This window comes from Mesorhizobium sp. CA8, from assembly GCF_020164955.1.
GTDB lineage: Bacteria > Pseudomonadota > Alphaproteobacteria > Rhizobiales > Rhizobiaceae > Mesorhizobium.
In genome coordinates, this window is sequence record NZ_JAIUHG010000005.1 from 177,862 (window position 1) to 195,438 (window position 17,577).

Sequence of the window (17,577 nt, forward strand, 5' to 3'; positions counted from 1 at the left end):
AAGTTTTACAACTGGCGCAAGGGTATCGGCCTCAGTACCACCCCACCGCGACCTGCGCCTCTTCCGACATGCGGTCGGGCGTCCACGGCGGATCGAACACCATGCTGACCTCGACACCGGACACGCCCTCGACGGCGCCAACAGCGTTCTCGACCCAGCCAGGCATCTCGCCGGCCACCGGGCAGCCCGGCGCGGTCAGCGTCATGTCGATCTTGACGGAGCGGTCGTCCTCGATATCGATCTTGTAGACCAGGCCGAGCTCATAGATGTCGGCCGGGATTTCCGGGTCGTAGACGGTCTTCAGCGCCGAAACGATGTCGTCGGTCAGCCGCGCCAACTCGTCAGCGGGAATTGCCGAGGCCGAAACGATGCCGTTGGCGACCGTTTCCGGCGCTTTTTCAGCGGTGGTGCTCACGTCGTCCATCATCGTCACCCGAAGAACTTTCGCGCCTTTTCCAGCGCCTCGGCCAAAGCGTCGACTTCGGCCCTTGTATTATACATGCCGAACGATGCCCTGCATGTGGAGGTGACGCCGAAGCGTTTCAACAGCGGCTGGGCGCAATGCGTTCCGGCCCGGACCGCGACACCTTGCCGATCGATCACCATCGACACGTCATGCGCATGGATACCTTGCAATTCGAACGAGATGATGGCGCCCTTGCCGGGCGCGTCACCGAAGATGCGCAGCGAGTTGATCGCCCGCAGCCGCTCATGCGCGTAAACCTTGAGATCCGCCTCGTGCGCCGCGATCCGCTCGCGGCCGACCTTCTCCATATAGTCGAGCGCGGCGCCCAGGCCGATCGCCTGCACGATCGGCGGCGTGCCGGCCTCGAAGCGGTGCGGCGGCTCGTTGTAGGTGACGATGTCCTCCGTCACCTCCTCGATCATCTCGCCGCCGCCCATGAAGGGCCGCATCTCTTCCAGCCTGTCCTTCTTGCCGTAGAGCACGCCGATGCCCGACGGGCCGTAGACCTTGTGACCGGTGAAGACGAAGAAATCGCAGTCGAGATCCTGCACGTCGATCGGCATGTGCACCGCGCTCTGGCTGCCGTCGACGAGCACGGGAATTCCACGCGAATGCGCGATGCGCACTATCTCCTTGATCGGCGTCACCGTGCCCAGCGCATTCGACATGTGGGTGATGGCGACCAGCCTGGTGCGGTCGGTCAGGCGCTTTTCGAATTCCTCGATGTGGAAGGCGCCGAGATCGTCGACCGGCACCCAGACGAGCTTCGCGCCCTGCCGCTCGCGGATGAAATGCCAGGGCACGATGTTGGAGTGGTGCTCCATGATGGACAGCACGATCTCGTCGCCCTCGCCGATCCGCGGCATGCCCCAGCCATAGGCGACCGTGTTGATCGCCGAGGTGGTGTTGGAGGTGAAGACGATGTTGTCGGTGCTTGGCGCGTTGAGAAACCGCTGCACCGACTTGCGCGCATTCTCATAAGCGTCGGTTGCGGCGTTCGACAGGAAATGCAGGCCGCGATGCACGTTGGCGTATTCCTGGGAATAAGCGTGCTGGATGGTGTCGAGCACCACCTGCGGCTTCTGCGCCGAGGCGCCATTGTCGAGATAGACCAGCGGCTTGCCATAGATCTGGCGCGACAGGATCGGGAAGTCGCGGCGGATCGCCTCGACGTCATAGGGAGGGGTTTCGATCTTCTGGTCCACAGCAATCAACCTTCCAATGTGGCTCCCCCTCACCCGACCTCCGCTTCGCTCCGGCCACCCTCTCCCCGGCGGGAGAGGAGGTCACCAACGTCGCGCCTGCCTCTTCTCCCCTCGGGGAGAAGGTGGCCGCGAAGCGGCCGGATGAGGGGGCTTGCGCCCTATGCCGCTAGCCGTGCGTCGAAAACCAGCCGTCGAGCCGCGCTTCGAGCGCTTCGACCAGCGCCTCGTCGTCCAGTTCCTCGATCACTTCGGCGACGAACGCCTTCACCAGAAGACCCCGCGCCGACTTCTCGTCAATGCCTCGCGCCATCAGGTAAAACAGATGGTCGTGGTCGATCTCGGTGACGGTGGCGCCATGGCCGCAGACGACGTCGTCGGCGAAGATTTCCAGCTCCGGCTTGGTCGAGAACTCGCCGTCGTCAGACAGAAGCAGCGTGTTGCAGGCCATTTTGGCGTTGGTCTTCTGCGCGTATTGATGCACGTTGATGCGGCCCTGGAAGACGCCGCGCGCCTTGCCGGTCACCACGTTGCGGATCACTTCGGTCGACGTGGTGTGCGGCACGGCGTGGTCGAGCACCATGGTGGTGTCGGTATGGGTGTCGCCGGCGAGAAGGTTGATGCCGCGCAATTTGAAGTCGGCGCCCTCGCCTGTAGTCCTGACCACGACCTCCTGGCGAACGAGCTTGCCGCCGGCGTTCATCACGAACAGCGTCAGCTTGGCGTCCTTGCCGATATGCGCCTTGAACTGGGCGAGATGCGTGGCCGTCTCCGGCTGCTCCTGCACGATCAGCCAGGTCACTTCCGCGCCGTCGCCAACCACGAGCTGGCTGACCGAAGAGACGAGCGCCTCGTCGCCTTCGCCGGCCTGGCGCTCGACGATGACTGCCTTGGCGCCGGCCCCGACGCGCGCCAAGAGCCGCACATGCGACTGGCCGCCGGCCTGTAGGTTCTGCAGCTCAACCGGCTTTTCCAGCTTAGCGCCGTCGGCGATATCGACGAAATAGCCGTCGGCGACGAAAGCCGTGTTCATCGCGCCGATCGCGTCGTCACTGCCATAGGGATCGAGCCCGGGCGCGACGCTGCCGTCGGTCAGCTTCTCCGACAGGCGCTGCACAGTGACGCCGTCGATCTCCGGCAGTTTCGTCTGCGAGAGGCCGTTCAGCACCGGCAGGACCGCCGACCCTTCAAGAACCGGCGCAAGGGCCTTTGTGACGGCGCCGGCCTCGAAAGCCGGAACCTTGGTCAGCAGCCGGCGCAGATCCGTATAGTGCCAGGATTCGACGCGGCGCGTCGGCAGGCCGTGCTTGATCGCCTCGATCGCATCGTCGCGCTTGACCATCACCGCGCCGTCGCCGGGCAGCAGCGACAGACGCTCGCCGAAGGCATCGATCAGCGCCGTCTCGGCCAAGGTCCGCTGGGGCTGTGCGTGCATGTTCATTGTTCTTGCCTCGACCGCTCCCATCTCACGCGGCTTGCCCGATCACGCCGGCATAGCCATTGGCCTCAAGATCGAGCGCCAGCGACTTGTCGCCCGACTTGATGACCTGGCCCCTGTAGAGCACGTGCACCGTATCAGGCACGATGTGCTCGAGCAGGCGCTGGTAGTGCGTGATGACGACGATGGCGCGGTCCGGCGAACGCAGCGCGTTGACGCCGTCCGAAACGATCTTCAGCGCGTCGATGTCGAGGCCGGAATCGGTCTCGTCGAGCACGCAGAGCCTCGGCTCCAAGAGCTTCATCTGCAGGATCTCGGCGCGCTTCTTCTCGCCGCCGGAGAAACCGACATTGAGCGGCCGCTTCAGCATCGCCATGTCCATGTTGAGCGAGGCGGCCGCATCCTTCACCCGTTTCAGGAATTCCGGAACCTTCAGCGGCTCCTCGCCGCGCGCCTTGCGCTGCTCGTTCATCGCGACCTTCAGGAATTCCATGGTGGCGACGCCCGGTATCTCCATCGGATACTGGAAGGCGAGGAAGATGCCGGCGGTGGCGCGCTCGGCCGGATCCATTTCGAGGATCGACTGGCCGTTATAGAGGATGTCGCCTTCCGTCACCTCATAGTCCTCGCGGCCGGCGAGGATATAGGACAGCGTCGACTTGCCCGAGCCGTTCGGCCCCATGATGGCGGCGACCTCGCCCGCTTTCACCGTCAGGTTCAGCCCGCGGATGATCTCGGTGCCATCGTCGACGATGCGGGCATGCAAATTCTTGATCTCAAGCATAATTTCTTCCTGAATGTCTTTTGCGGTCAGCCGACCGAACCCTCTAGGCTGATGCCGATCAGCTTCTGCGCCTCGACGGCGAACTCCATCGGCAACTGCTGGATGACGTCCTTGACGAAGCCGTTGACGATCAGCGCGATCGCTTCTTCTTCGGGGATGCCGCGCTGCATGACGTAGAACTTCTGGTCCTCGGAGATCTTCGAGGTCGTCGCTTCGTGCTCGAACTTCGCCGTCGCGTTCTTGGCCTCCATGTAAGGCACTGTGTGCGCGCCGCACTGGTCGCCGATCAGCAGCGAGTCGCAATTGGTGAAGTTGCGCGCGTTGGCCGCCTTGCGATGCGCCGAGACCTGGCCGCGATAGGTGTTCTGCGAGAAGCCGGCGGCGATGCCTTTGGAGATGATGCGGCTCGACGTGTTCTTGCCGAGATGGATCATCTTGGTGCCGCTGTCGACCTGCTGATAACCGTTCGACACCGCGATCGAATAGAATTCGCCGCTGGAATCGTCGCCGCGCAGGATGCAGCTCGGATATTTCCAGGTGATCGCCGAACCGGTCTCGACCTGCGTCCACGAGATCTTCGAGCGGTCGCCGCGGCAATCGCCGCGCTTGGTGACGAAATTGTAGATGCCGCCCTTGCCCTCGGCATCACCCGGATACCAGTTCTGCACCGTCGAATATTTGATCTCGGCATCGTCGAGCGCGATCAGCTCGACCACCGCGGCATGCAGCTGGTTCTCGTCGCGCTGCGGCGCCGTGCAGCCTTCGAGATAGGAGACGTAGGCCCCCTCCTCGGCGATGATCAGCGTGCGCTCGAACTGGCCGGTGTTCTTCTCGTTGATGCGGAAATAGGTCGACAGCTCCATCGGGCAGCGAACGCCTTTGGGCACGAAGACGAACGAGCCGTCGGTGAACACCGCCGAGTTCAGCGTCGCGTAGAAATTGTCCGAGGTCGGCACGACCGAGCCGAGATATTTCTTCACCAGCTCCGGATGCTCGCGGATCGCTTCCGAGATCGAGCAGAAGATGACGCCGGCCTGCGCCAGCTCCTTCTTGAAGGTGGTGACCACCGACACGGAATCGAACACCGCGTCGACCGCGACGCGGCCCGATTTGTAGACGTTGTCACCGACCTCTTCTTCTTCCGCGTCAGCCGCCCCGGTCTTCTGCACGCCCGCGAGGATCTCCTGCTCCTTGAGTGGGATGCCGAGCTTCTCATAGACCTTGAGCAGTTCGGGATCGACTTCGCTCAGCGACTTCGGCCCCGGCGTGCTCTTCGGCGCAGCATAGTAGTGGATATCCTGGAAGTTGATCTTCGGATAGTGGACGCGCGCCCAGGTCGGCTCTTCCAGCGTCAGCCAGCGGCGATAGGCCCCCAGACGCCATTCCAGCATCCAGTCCGGCTCGCCCTTCTTCTCGGAGATCAGACGGATGATATCTTCGCTCAGGCCCTTGGGGGCCTTGTCCATCTCGATCTCTGTCTGGAATCCGTATTTATACTGGTCGACGTCGATCTTTCGAACCCGATCGATCGTCTCCTGCACAGCAGGCATAAGCGTTCTCCATCCACGCCGGGGTCAAGGCCCGGCAGTTTTCAAACTATGGCACCGCCGAAATCGCGCCCCAGGGAGGGACTCGCGGCGGAGTAAGCTCCATATAGTGCGTGTCCGCCGGAAATTCACCCGGCCAGGACAAAACGCACGGCTCTACCAGGCCCTAAGCCTGAATTCGTTTTCGAGCAGCGGAAATGCGGGAAACGCGAGGCGTTTCCCGCTCCGATGCTTTGCCGCGTCAGGCGGCTTCTTCCTTGCCCGCCCGGCGCGCGACGATGCCTGCCAGCGCCGCCCGGAACGTCGCGATATCCTCGGCGCCTGTCGCACGGCCGATCGAGACGCGCAAGGCGCCCAGGCTGTCGCCATGGCCCATCGCCTTGAGCACATGGCTCGGCCCGACTTTTCCCGACGAGCAGGCCGAGCCCGCCGACAGCGCGATGCCGGCAAGATCGAAAGCGATCTGCGCCGTCTCGGCCTTGATGCCGGGAATAGCGAAGAATGTCGTGTTGGCAAGCCTTGGCGGTGCTGCTCCAAAGATTTCCGCGTCGGGCGCCAATTCGGTCACTATCGCCTCGATCTCGTCGCGCCGGCGCGCGATGGCTTCCATGTCGGCGAGACCGGCCAGCGCGGCACGCGCTGCGGCGCCGAAACCGGCGATCCCGGCGACGTTTTCCGTTCCGGCGCGGTGCCCTTTTTCCTGGCCGCCGCCATTGACCAACGCCCGCGGCATCATCAGGTCGGACGCGGCGACGATCGCGCCGACGCCTTTCGGACCGCCGATCTTGTGCGAAGACAGGATCAGATAATCGGCATAAGAGCCTGACATATCGATTGGAATCCGCCCGGCCGCCTGCACGGCGTCGATGACCAGCACCCCGCCCGGTTCCTTGACGATTTCGGCAATGCGCCCAACCGGCTGGACGACGCCGGTCTCGTTGTTGGCAGCGTGGATCGCCACCAGCGGCAGGCCGGTGGCCTTGTCATGCGCGGCGAGCGCTGCGGCAAGCGCTTCGAGATCGACAATGCCGTCGCGATCGACGCCGATCCTCGTCACCTGTGCCGATGCGAAGCGCCCGCCATTCAGGACGCAGGGATGGTCGGCCTCAGAGACGTAGAGATGGCTCATGCGGATAGCGCCGCGTCCCATCTGCCAGTCGGGCGTAAGCAGCGTCGAAGCGGCTTCGGTGGCGCCGGAGGTGAAGACGACATGTTCGGGCCTGGCGTTGACCAGCCGCGCCACGTCGCGGCGCGCGTCTTCGACCAGCCGGCGCGAGACCCGGCCCTCGGTGTGGACCGATGAAGGGTTGGCGGCATCGAGCGCGGCGACCATCGCCGCGCGCGCTTCCGCAAGAAGCGGCGCGCTGGCGTTGTAGTCGAGATAGGCGCGGGTTGCGGCCATTTTCGCTCAGTTCGTCCTTTCGCCAACTGTCCCGCGAGGATAGCGCGTTATTTCCTTGAAATTGCAAGGCAAGCCGTCCTATTTACGCGGCTTGCGGCGCGGGCGGCCGGACCATCGGGTTTCGGCCTCCCAGTTTTGAACAATTCTAAACTAGCTTCTAGGAAGACGCTCGCCCGGCGTCAAGGCCACAGAAGATGTGGGGCCGCACGAGAGTTGGGGCCGAAGAGTTCCGGGCTAGCGCATTCATATGCCACGTGGAGTATTTTATGCCTGAGGTCATTTTCGCCGGTCCGGCTGGTCGCCTGGAGGGACGTTATCAGCCCTCGAAGGAAAAGAGCGCCCCGATCGCCATCGTGCTGCACCCGCACCCGCAATTCGGCGGCACGATGAACAACAAGATCGTCTACGACCTCTTCTACATGTTCCAGAAGCGCGATTTCACCGTGCTGCGCTTCAATTTCCGCGGCATCGGCCGCAGCCAGGGCGAGTTCGACCACGGCACCGGCGAATTGTCGGACGCGGCCGCGGCGCTCGACTGGGTGCAGTCGCTGCATCCGGATTCCAAGAGCTGCTGGGTCGCCGGCTATTCCTTCGGCTCGTGGATCGGCATGCAGCTTCTGATGCGCCGGCCGGAAATCGAGGGCTTCATCTCGGTCGCGCCGCAGCCCAACACCTATGATTTCTCCTTCCTGGCGCCCTGCCCGTCATCCGGCCTGATCATCCATGGCGATGCCGACAAGGTGGCCCCGCCGAAGGACGTACAGGGCCTGGTCGACAAGCTGCACACGCAAAAGGGCATCACCATCACCCAGAAGACGCTGCCCGGCGCGAACCATTTCTTCGCTAACGATTCCGAGCTGCTGATCCAGGAGTGCGCCGACTATCTCGACCGGCGCCTCGCCGGCGAGCTCGCAGATCCGAGGCCGAAGCGCCTGCGCTAAGCACGGCAGGCCGCCAGTCCAGGCGTCTTAAGGGGTCTGGATTCGGTCGGCGCCGATCTCGTCGCTTTCGACCGGGACGGACATCGAAACCATGCCACTCGGCGCGCGGAACGGTCCCAGCCGGAATGTCCGCTTGCGCACCGGCAGCTTCGAGCTTGTCTGGCCGAAGATGAAGCCGAGCCGGGCAAACACCAGGCCCGAGACCACCGCGAACGCCAGCCCGAGGCCGAAGCCCGCGACCGTGTCGCTCGGATAGTGCGCGCCGACGAAGACGCGTGTCGAAGCGATGCAGGCGGTGACTGCCAGCGCGATATACCAGCGTCGCGGGAACAGCAGCAGCAGGATGCCGAAGACCGCGCCCATCGTCGTGGCATGGCCGGACGGAAAGCCGGCAAAGCGAGCGTCCATGGCGAAAGGATGCAGCGACAGGACGCCGAAACTGTCGAAATAAAGCGGCCGGGCCCGGCCGATGCCGTATTTCAACAGGTTGACCGCCAGACCGGAGAGACCGACGGCACAGAGCACCAGGAAGGCGAAGCAGGTCCAGTTGTAGACGATCATCCGGCCATGCCGCGACAGGCCGCGCCAATCCGTCAGATTGGCGGCTACGAGGCAGAGTGCCGCTGGAATGAGATACCAGCCGCCGAGGCCGAACTGCGTGAAGAAATCGGTGAAACGCGCAAGGCCAGAGGACCATTCGCCGCGCATCTCGCCCGCGCCGGCGTCGAGGCGCAGGAAGATCGCCACCGTCAGCAAAATCCAGGCCATGAGCCAGACGCTCCACAGAATTCGCGGATAGCGCGCCGGCCGCACGGAAAAGCGTCGCTTCACGATCGACATCGTGTCGCGGAAATTGCCGAGCGAGCGGCGGTAAAGGACAAGTGGCGCGGCGGACATGGCTTCAGCGCGTGCTTATAGGGACATTCGATGTCCGACACTATTCATCACGGCGCCACTCGATAAAGGCCGAGCGAAAGCTTGTCTCCTGACGAATAGTTGATGCCGTCAATTTCGGTCAGCCGCTTCACCGACTTGCCCTGGGCGGTCAGCACATCGGCAAGCTTCTGCTCGTCCTTGATCGGCGCCAGCCCAAGCGCGCAGGATGGATCGTTGAGCAGATGCCGCGCCACCCCCTCGACATCGGTAAGCACGGTCTTGGTGCCGACTAGGAAGACCAGGCTCGGCTCCTGGAATTTCGCCGAGGCGAGCACCGTGGTGTCGCAGAGCCGGTTGGCGTCGACGGCGGTCTTGACGCCGGGGCTCAGCCAGATCGGCTTCAGCGACGGCGCAATGACGCCGAACAGCAGGCTGAAGGTAATGCCGGCGCCGATCGCGATCGCGGCAATGCGCGGAAGCGGCACCTGCAGCTGTTTGGGGAAGGCAAGATAGCCGGTGACAAGAGCGGCGATCGCTGCCGGTATGCTCCACCAGGAGAAGGTCTTTGTCAGATAAAGCGGCGCGCCGAGACAGACCACGGCAAGGCCGATCGCCACCACGGCAAGGCCGAAGGCAGTCGCCCACCACAGCCATGTCTGCCAGCGCTTCAGCGGCGCGTTGGCCTTGTCCACCGGCAAGGTGAGCAGCCAGCCGACCAGAAGCGCCATGCCCGGATAGGCAGGCATCACATAATGCGGCAGCTTGGTCGGGATCGCCTCGAACACCAGCCAGAACGGGATATACCAGGCCAGGCAGAAGCGCAGGCGCGGATCGTCCCAAAGACGGTTGATGGCCTGGAGCCCGGCGCCGACCGCGATCAGCCCGAAGGGCCACATGAACAGCGAATAGGTCAGCATGTAGAAGCCGGGCGGCAGGCCGTGCGATTCCTCGCCCTGCGCCACCTTGTTCAGCATGTCCTTGCCGACCGCTTCTTGGAAGAAGGCGCCGCCGCTCTTCCAGGTGATGAGAATGAGCCACGGCAACACGATCGCCAGCACGATCAGGACGCCGCGCACCAGCTTCATCTTGAGGAGCCAGCGCCAATCGCGGTCGAAGGCAAAAAGCGCAGCGGCGGTCAGCAGCGACAGTAGCGGCGAAACCGGGCCCTTGATGAGGATGCCGAAGCCTTGCGCGATCCAGAAGATCCACGGCAGATGCCCCGGAACCGGTTCGTTGCGCTTGGCTGCCCAATAGACCTGCGCCAGCGCGCCTTGCGCCATCACGCAGCAGGCAAGCAGTATGGCATCGGTCTTGGCGTCGCGCCCCTCGAAGGCGGTGGCGAAGATCGCCGCCATCATCAGGCCGGCGGCCAGCCCGGCATTGGCGCCGAAGAGTTTCGTCCCGGTCCAGCCGATGCCGACGACCGCGAGCGCGATGCCCAGCATCGAGACCAGGCGATAGACGCAGATCGGCGCCGCGGCCCCCTCGCCGCTCAACGCCACGGCGGCCGACTGCAGCCAGTAGATGCCGATCGGCTTCTTGTAGCGCGTGACATCCTGCAGGCGGATATCGACATAATCGCCGGTCTCGACCATCTGCTTCGTCGACTGGACGAAGCGGGATTCATCGCGGTCGACCGGCGGCAGGCTGGCCAGCCCGCTGACGGTCATGACGATGCTGAACAGAAAGAGGAAGAGGTAGTTCCTGTTCATCGCGGGAGCTCGTCCGATCTGAAACTGCGGGATGGCCCCGTCGCGGCGCATTGCGCCTGTCTTTGCGCGGCGCCTCATTACGCCAGCAAAAAGGACGAAGCAAGGATATGCGGCTTCACCTGAGGACCCCACGACCGGAAACCGCTTTTGTTGATAGCGGTCTTTCGTTTGGCGGGCGATCGGACGCAAAGCCCGAAACCACTTTTGCTGATCGCGGTCTTTCGTTTGGCGGGCGATCGGACGCAAAACCGGAAATCACTTTTGCTGATCGCCCGCGAATGCTAAACGCGCGCCTTCATATCAAGCACGGCCAAGTGCCCGGCGACCTCCAGGAAGAACAAATGTCCGCCTTCAAATCCGATTTCCTGCGCATCATGAGCGAGCGCGGCTTCATCCACCAGATTTCGGATGAATCGGCCCTCGACCAGCTTTTCGCCAAGGAAACGGTAAGCGCCTATATCGGCTTCGACGCCACCGCCAATAGCCTGCATGCCGGATCGCTGATCCAGATCATGATGCTGCATTGGCTGCAGCAGACCGGTCATCGGCCGATCGCGCTGATGGGCGGCGGCACGTCAATGATCGGCGACCCGTCCTTCAAGGACGAGGCGCGCAAGCTGCTCACTCCTAAGGACATCGAAGACAATCTCGTCGGCATTCGCCGGAATTTCGCGCCTTACCTGAAATTCGGCAGCGGGCCGGGCGACGCGGTCATGGTCAACAACGCCGACTGGCTGATGCAGATCAACTACGTCAACTTCCTGCGCGATGTCGGCCGGCATTTCTCCGTCAACCGCATGCTCGCCTTCGATAGCGTGAAGCTCAGGCTCGACCGCGAGCAGTCGCTGTCCTTCCTCGAATTCAACTACATGATCCTGCAGGCCTACGACTTCGTCGAGCTCTACAAGCGCGTCGGCTGCCGGCTGCAGATGGGCGGTTCGGACCAGTGGGGCAACATCGTCAACGGCATCGATCTCGGCCACCGCATGGAGGGCGTGCAGCTCTTCGCGATGACCACGCCGCTGCTCACCACCTCGTCCGGCGCCAAGATGGGCAAATCGGCCTCGGGCGCCGTCTGGCTCGATGGCGACATGCTCTCGCCTTACGAATTCTGGCAGTACTGGCGCAACACCGAGGACGCCGATGTCGGGCGCTTCCTGAAGCTCTACACGACCCTGCCGCTCGACGAGGTCGCGCGCCTTGAAAAGCTCGGCGGCTCGGAGATCAACGAGGCGAAGAAGATCCTCGCGACCGAGATCACCGCCATGCTGCATGGCCGCGACGCGGCCGAGACCGCAAGCGAGACGGCGCGCAAGACTTTCGAGGAAGGCGCGCTCGCCGACACTCTGCCCAGCATCGAAGTAGCCAAATCGGACCTCGAAGCCGGCATCGGCATTCTGGTGCTGTTCGTAAGCGCCGGGCTTGCCGGCTCGAACGGCGAAGCGCGCCGGCATGTCCAGGGCGGCGCCGTGCGCATCAACGACCAGCCCCTGACCGACGACCGCCGCGTCGTCACGCTTCAGGATCTCGGCCCGGAAGGCGTCGTGAAGCTTTCGCTCGGCAAGAAGAAACACGTGCTGGTCCGGCCGATCTGATCGGCCGCGGCTTACTGCCCACTTTGGGACGGTTGCTGCCTGTACTCGAAGATCGAGCGGAATATGCCTGGCGCGACCACCGATAGCGGATTGATGTTAAGCGTCGGCTTGTTGGCGTTGCCGCGCAAACGGTAGGTGACGCCGATCAGGCCGCGGTCACGCCCGTTGCCGAGCAGCGGCCCGAACAACGGCAGTTCGCCGAAGATACGGTTGAGACCATAGACCGGCATGAAGGTGCCGGTCATATCCATGTTGTTGTTCGCATCGTAGAGCGTGCCCTGGAAAGTCGTGCCGATGCGCGGGCCCCGCAACAGGCCGTTCGCCAGTTTCAAATAGCCGGAACCCTTATCGATCTCGGCGAAGCCGCGCTCGAACTGCACCCTGGACGTGTCGATGTTGCTTTTGACGGCCTGGTTCAGGCTGCGTGTATCGCCGGCCGGAGTCGTCGATACGATCGAGGCCAGCTTTGGCTCGTTGACCACATAGAAGTTGCGCGCATCCACCTGTCCCTTCATCGGCCCGTCGGCGGCGCCCGAGAGCGACAGCGTGATCGCGCCGCCCTCCATATGCTCGTAGACGTTGAGGAACCGCAGGATGGCGCCGGCATCGGCAGATTTCACCCTGAGCACGCGGCCGCCTTCGCTTGTGGTGTTGTTGATCGCGATCGCCGCGCCGGAGCTTGCCGCGGCCGTGACGTTGAGCCCGTTCACGCGCGATCCGGCGGCGCTGTATTCGAGCCTGAGATTGGAGAGCACCTCGTCGTGGAAGCCGGTCAGCGATGCCACGTCGGCCCTCACCGAGACGGCATCGCTGCCCGCGCCCTTTGTCGCGGTGTCGACATCCGAGGTGAACTGCTTGATCAGCGAGCGGGCGTCGAGCGACGCGCCGCTGACGTTGACGGCATAACTCTTGCCGGAGCGCTTCACCGAAACGGCGACGTCGTCGCCCCGGTTCAACGAAACCTTGCTGAAGCGGGCCGTTGACAACGTCCCGTTGACCAACGTCACATTGCCGTCGATCGAAAAGCTTTTTCCGCCGAGATCGAAATCCGACAGCGTGGTGGTGCTGCCGGACTTTGCCATGTTGAAAGCGACCTTGGCGGGAATGCCGGCGCCCTTGCTCCAGCCGGCCCAGGGAATGTCGAGCCTGGCATTGGTCAGGTCCGCCGAAACCTGCTGGGCGCCCTGGCCGCTCTTGTCGATCGCCACCTTGATGGTTCCCGAAAGCAGGTCCGACAGTCCAGGCATGCTGGCATTGCGCGTCTTGTCATCGAGAACCAGCGTAACCTTGCGGCTTCGCGCCGGCCCGTCGTCGGCTAGCGGCTCGACCAGATCGAGCTCGGCCGGAATGCCGTTGAGCTTGGCCTCGGCGGAAATCACCGCCTGCTTCGGCCCGACGGTGATCGAGCCAGTGGCGTCGGTGACCGTCTGGTCCTCGAAAGGCTTGGCCAACGACAGATCCTGATAATCGAGCGAAACCAGCCAATCGAGCTTCGAGGTATCCATGCCCTTCGTCAGCGGAATGTCCGCCCTGACATGGCCGGTGACGGTGCCGGACAGATCCTCGGGTGCCAATCCGACATGGCGCATGGCGTTGATCGGCTCGTAGGAGGCAAGCTCGGCGATAGCCGGGGCCTCACCCGCAACGTCGATGTCGAGCCCGCCAACCACAATCGGCAAATTGGCGTTCTTGATCGTCAACGTGCCGCCGCTTGCCGCCACGGTGCGGCCGCTCGGCATATAGACGCTGCCGGAGGAGAGCGCGATGTCGACATCGTTGCCGTGGAACCCAACGACGCCGACGGCGTCACGGACCGGCGGGATGCGCCCGGCGGTATCGAAGCGCGATCCTTCGACCCGGAAACGGCCGAACACTTCGTCGCCGGTAAGCGGCACGCCGTTGCCCAAGCGCCCCGGCGCGACCTGGAACTGCAGGTTGGCATCGGTCACCGTGCCGCCGAACAGGTTGCCCAGCACCCAAAGCCGCGCGTTGCGGGCCGAGAACCACGGCCACAATTGCTTGACATGCGAGACCGGCATGTCGTGAACGTTGAGCGACAGCGATACTCCTGGAGGACCGTTGTCGATGAAGGCGACCGTGGCGGCCCCCAGCACCTCGCCCGGTCCGCCCGAGCGCACGCCGATCTGCTCAGCGACAAGCTTGCGGCTCCTCGGCTGGTAGACGCCGGCGATACGGGCCAGGAATTGAAGTGCCGGTTCCGGCGATTCCGAGGGCGCCAGCATCGAGCCGTCGCTGGTGAGATCATAGCGGTAGGCAGGCTCCTCCCCCGCGGCTGCCGGCTTCGGTCCGATCGATCCGGCAAAGTCGAAGCTGGAGCGGCCGCTTCTGATCAGCAGCCGGTCGACCGAGATCTTGTTCGAACCGGCCACCAGCGTGGCATCGGCATCGACATCGGTCGGCAACAGCCCGCGTTCGTCCAAGTCGAGCACAGAACCGTTGAGCGAGAGTGATGCCGCCAGGCGCGAAGGGTTGTCGCCCGATGCTTCCGAGCCCGAGAGCTTCAACGCGATCGAACCCAGTTTAGCGCCGTCGGCCGCCGGGCCGAGTCCTGTCGAACTGTTCCCGCCGGAGGGGCCGGCTATCTCGAGATTGGCGTCCAGCGACGAAATGCGTTTTGCTGTCGCATCGCGCGTCGCCGAGGCGATCAACGTCGCGTGCCGGCCGTCGACATCGGCATCGTACGAGAACTGCATGCTTCCCGTACCGGTTTGCGCGATGGTCGCCGAGGCGACGGTCACGCGCTTGACCGGCCCGGTGTCCGGCAGCTCGAACTCGACATTGCGCAGATCGATCTGGCGCATCGAGTCCTCGCGCACGGCATCCAGCGCGTCATTGACGCCTGAAAACACCGCCGCCGACACTTTCTCCGGGTCGATAAGGCCGTTCTCGTTGCGCAACGCCGCCGTCCAGTCGCCTCCGCCGGAGGGCATTGCGGCCACCACGATATGAGCATCGGAAAATCTGGCGGCGGTCAGCCGGACATCGCCGGAAAGCAGCGGCAGCAGGCGCATGCCGAAACGCACGCGCCCGATATCGGCCATCGGCTTGCCGTCGGCCGTCTTCAGGCTGACGTCGTTCACCTGCAGGGCAACGAAGCTCGACCCGTCGAGCGTCAGTCGCGCCGCGCCGACGGCGACGTCGACGTCGACGCCCGCCAGCTTCTCGATGGCGGTCTCCGCCTCGGCTCGGAGGCGCTCCGTGCCTATGCCCGAGGCCCCGAGGACATAGACGCCTGCCGCGGCCAGAAGCACTAGCGCGCAAAACCCGGCAAACACGCGACCGAGCATGCGGAAACGCCGCCGCACGGCTGCCCGGCCCAGCGGCGGCACGCTGCACGCGGACGGAAGCATCGCCAGGTCGGTGATCTCGTCACGCCTGAACCTGATCTTCTCGTGCTGCGGTTCTTCCCGATCCAAGCAATATTCCGTTGTGACGAACTCGTCGTGGACGAATCCCCGCTTCACGTTATATCGATGATTTCCCGCGCGTAACCGCTAACAAGGGCATCGATATGGCTGATCTCGACGTGGGCGACGCAGCACCCCAGTTCGATCTCCCGCGTGACGGCGGGGGCTCCATCAGCCTTGCTGCGCTCCGGGGCAAGCCGGTTGTACTCTACTTCTATCCGCAGGACGACACCACAAGCTGCACCAACGAGGCGATCGGCTTCTCGCAGTTGAAGCCGGAATTCGAAAAGGCCGGTGCAGTGGTGATCGGTCTATCGCCCGATAGCGTCAAGAAACACGACAAATTCAAGGCGAAGTACGATCTCACCGTCGATCTCGTCGCCGACGAGGAGCGCAAGGTGATCGAGGCCTATCATTTGTGGGTCGAGAAGACGATGTACGGGCGCAAATATATGGGCGTCGAGCGCGCCACCTTCCTGATCGGCAAGGACGGTCGCATCGCCCGCATCTGGCGCCAGGTTCGCGTCAAAGGCCATGCCGAAGCGGTGCTCGAGGCCGTGCGCGCGCTCTGAAACGGGAGCGCGTGTGGCTTTTCGCGATCGCCGGCCGCTCGTCGGCCTCATCTCTGTCGCAACCGGCCACCCGCAAGGCGCGAATTGGTTGCGCCGATATTGCGGCCGGCAAAACTTTGTTAACCTTAATAATGTGTAGTCGAGCTTGTCGTTGGTTCCGTAATGAAAGCTCGGTCCCGTGAAACAAACCGGTCAGTCAGCGGTCTTCGGCAAGCGCAAGGAACCGCATACGGTCATCATTGCCCGGGGCAATGAGATCAAGCATTTCACCATCCGCCCCTGGCTCGCCGCCTTCATCGGCTCGGCCCTGGCGGCGATCGCCATCGGCTATCTGCTCGCGACGTCCTATCTGGTGCTGCGCGACGACCTGATCGGCGCCACGACGGCCAGGCAGGCGCGCATGCAGCAGGCCTATGAGGACCGCATCTCGGCCCTTCGTGCCCAGGTCGACCGCATCACAAGCCGCCAGCTTCTCGACCAGCAGCTGATGGAAACCAAGGTCAGCGAGTTGCTGGCCAGGCAGACCCAGCTCAGCGAGCGCCATGGGCGGCTTGGCCCGATCCTTGAACGCGCCGAGAACGAGGTCGGCGACCCACCTGCAACGGGCGCAGCGGCACCCAATCCCGACGAGCACGCTGAGGTCACCGGCAGCCTCTCGCAGGCGCCGGCCTATTCCGTCGCATCCTTGAGTGCTGGCGACACACGGCCCTTCTCGCTTTGGTCGACAAGGTCCGATCCGCTCGACGGCGAAACGGCCGCCGACCGCGCCGACAAGCTGTTCGTCTCGATCAATGCGTCGCTCAAGGCCATCGAGAACCAGCAGCTTTCGCGCATCACCACGCTTGCCGACAACGCCTATAAGAATGCCGATGCCATCGCCCAGGCACTGGAAGCGGCCGGCCTGCCGGTCGACAGCGAGCTTGACAAGAGCGATGTCGGCGGCCCGCTGGTTCCGCTCGATCCCTCGATGGTTTTCGACAGCAAGGTCAAGGAGCTGGACGAGGCGCTAGATGCGCTCGACGAGGTCAAGAAAGAGGCGAGCAAGCTGCCGCTCGCCAACCCGGCGCCGGGCCATACGGTGACCAGCCCGTTCGGTGTGCGCACCGACCCGATCCTGGGCAGCGCCGCCTTGCATACGGGAATGGATTTCAGGGCGCCGATCGGCATGCCGGCCAAGGTCACCGCCGCTGGCACCGTCACCAGGGCCGGCTGGGCCGGCGGCTACGGCCGCATGGTCGAGGTCGACCATGGCAACGGCTTTGCCACACGCTATGGGCATCTGAGCGAGATCGATGTGAGCGTCGGCCAGAAGCTTGTCGCCGGCGACGTCATCGGCAAGACCGGCAGCAGCGGCCGCTCGACCGGTCCGCACCTGCACTACGAGGTGCGCCACGACGGCGAGGCGATCGACCCGCTGCGCTTCCTGACCGTCGGCAAGAAGGTCGCGCAGTATCTTTGACCGGCTGATCCAGCACCGGCGCCCGCGAATTCGCTAAGCGCCGGGATTCTCCTGCCCTGCCAGATACATCGTTGCCGCCGAACCAAAGTAAGGACGCCGTTCTTCAACGCGGCCTCGTCGATACGGAACTTGGCGTGGTGAGCGGATAAACCGAT

13 protein-coding genes are annotated in these 17,577 nt (G+C 63.8%); 4 read left to right on the forward strand and 9 right to left on the reverse strand.

Annotation, left to right across the window (positions count from 1 at the left end; translation table 11 throughout):
* Positions 1-31: 31 nt before the first annotated feature.
* The 6 genes from LB553_RS08045 to LB553_RS08070 all read right to left on the reverse strand — a co-directional run bounded on the left by LB553_RS08045 (position 32) and on the right by LB553_RS08070 (position 6,839).
* Positions 32-424: an SUF system Fe-S cluster assembly protein gene (locus LB553_RS08045; protein ID WP_224512163.1), complete on the reverse strand. Its 393-nt coding sequence runs from the start codon at positions 422-424 to the stop codon at positions 32-34.
* Between the two features lie 5 nt (positions 425-429).
* A complete protein-coding gene (locus LB553_RS08050; protein ID WP_224512165.1) occupies positions 430-1,671 on the reverse strand; it encodes a cysteine desulfurase in 1,242 nt (413 codons plus the stop codon).
* A 166-nt stretch (positions 1,672-1,837) separates the two neighbouring features.
* The gene (gene sufD / locus LB553_RS08055) at positions 1,838-3,109 is read right to left on the reverse strand and encodes a Fe-S cluster assembly protein SufD (protein WP_224512166.1); all 1,272 of its coding nucleotides are present in this window, start codon (positions 3,107-3,109) and stop codon (positions 1,838-1,840) included.
* 25 nt (positions 3,110-3,134) lie between these two features.
* Positions 3,135-3,890 carry a Fe-S cluster assembly ATPase SufC gene (gene sufC, locus LB553_RS08060; RefSeq protein WP_224512167.1) on the reverse strand — a complete coding sequence of 252 codons (756 nt, stop codon included), beginning with the start codon at positions 3,888-3,890 and terminating at the stop codon, positions 3,135-3,137.
* A 26-nt stretch (positions 3,891-3,916) separates the two neighbouring features.
* The gene (sufB, locus tag LB553_RS08065) at positions 3,917-5,440 is read right to left on the reverse strand and encodes a Fe-S cluster assembly protein SufB (RefSeq protein ID WP_224512168.1); all 1,524 of its coding nucleotides are present in this window, start codon (positions 5,438-5,440) and stop codon (positions 3,917-3,919) included.
* Positions 5,441-5,678: 238 nt separating this feature from the next.
* Entirely contained in the window at positions 5,679-6,839 is a 1,161-nt protein-coding gene (locus tag LB553_RS08070) for a cysteine desulfurase family protein (protein WP_224512169.1), read from the reverse strand.
* A gap of 266 nt (positions 6,840-7,105) precedes the next feature.
* Here LB553_RS08070 and LB553_RS08075 point away from each other — a divergent pair, with 266 nt between their 5' ends.
* Positions 7,106-7,780: an alpha/beta hydrolase gene (locus LB553_RS08075; protein WP_027166430.1), complete on the forward strand. Its 675-nt coding sequence runs from the start codon at positions 7,106-7,108 to the stop codon at positions 7,778-7,780.
* A gap of 27 nt (positions 7,781-7,807) precedes the next feature.
* On the opposite strand, the gene LB553_RS08080 is transcribed toward LB553_RS08075, so the two are convergent.
* Positions 7,808-8,677: a phosphatase PAP2 family protein gene (locus tag LB553_RS08080; protein WP_224512170.1), complete on the reverse strand. Its 870-nt coding sequence runs from the start codon at positions 8,675-8,677 to the stop codon at positions 7,808-7,810.
* Positions 8,678-8,724: 47 nt separating this feature from the next.
* Positions 8,725-10,368: an ArnT family glycosyltransferase gene (locus LB553_RS08085; protein ID WP_224512171.1), complete on the reverse strand. Its 1,644-nt coding sequence runs from the start codon at positions 10,366-10,368 to the stop codon at positions 8,725-8,727.
* A gap of 341 nt (positions 10,369-10,709) precedes the next feature.
* Between LB553_RS08085 and tyrS the strand changes: the two genes are divergently transcribed.
* Positions 10,710-11,963: a tyrosine--tRNA ligase gene (tyrS, locus tag LB553_RS08090; protein WP_224512172.1), complete on the forward strand. Its 1,254-nt coding sequence runs from the start codon at positions 10,710-10,712 to the stop codon at positions 11,961-11,963.
* Positions 11,964-11,974: 11 nt separating this feature from the next.
* On the opposite strand, the gene LB553_RS08095 is transcribed toward tyrS, so the two are convergent.
* Positions 11,975-15,400 carry a DUF3971 domain-containing protein gene (locus tag LB553_RS08095; RefSeq protein WP_224512173.1) on the reverse strand — a complete coding sequence of 1,142 codons (3,426 nt, stop codon included), beginning with the start codon at positions 15,398-15,400 and terminating at the stop codon, positions 11,975-11,977.
* Positions 15,401-15,495: 95 nt separating this feature from the next.
* On the opposite strand from LB553_RS08095, the gene LB553_RS08100 reads away from it, so the two are divergent.
* Both LB553_RS08100 and LB553_RS08105 read left to right on the forward strand, forming a co-directional pair.
* Positions 15,496-15,963: a peroxiredoxin gene (locus LB553_RS08100; protein ID WP_224512174.1), complete on the forward strand. Its 468-nt coding sequence runs from the start codon at positions 15,496-15,498 to the stop codon at positions 15,961-15,963.
* Between the two features lie 178 nt (positions 15,964-16,141).
* Positions 16,142-17,422 carry a peptidoglycan DD-metalloendopeptidase family protein gene (locus tag LB553_RS08105; protein ID WP_224512175.1) on the forward strand — a complete coding sequence of 427 codons (1,281 nt, stop codon included), beginning with the start codon at positions 16,142-16,144 and terminating at the stop codon, positions 17,420-17,422.
* The last annotated feature ends 155 nt before the right edge of the window (positions 17,423-17,577 follow it).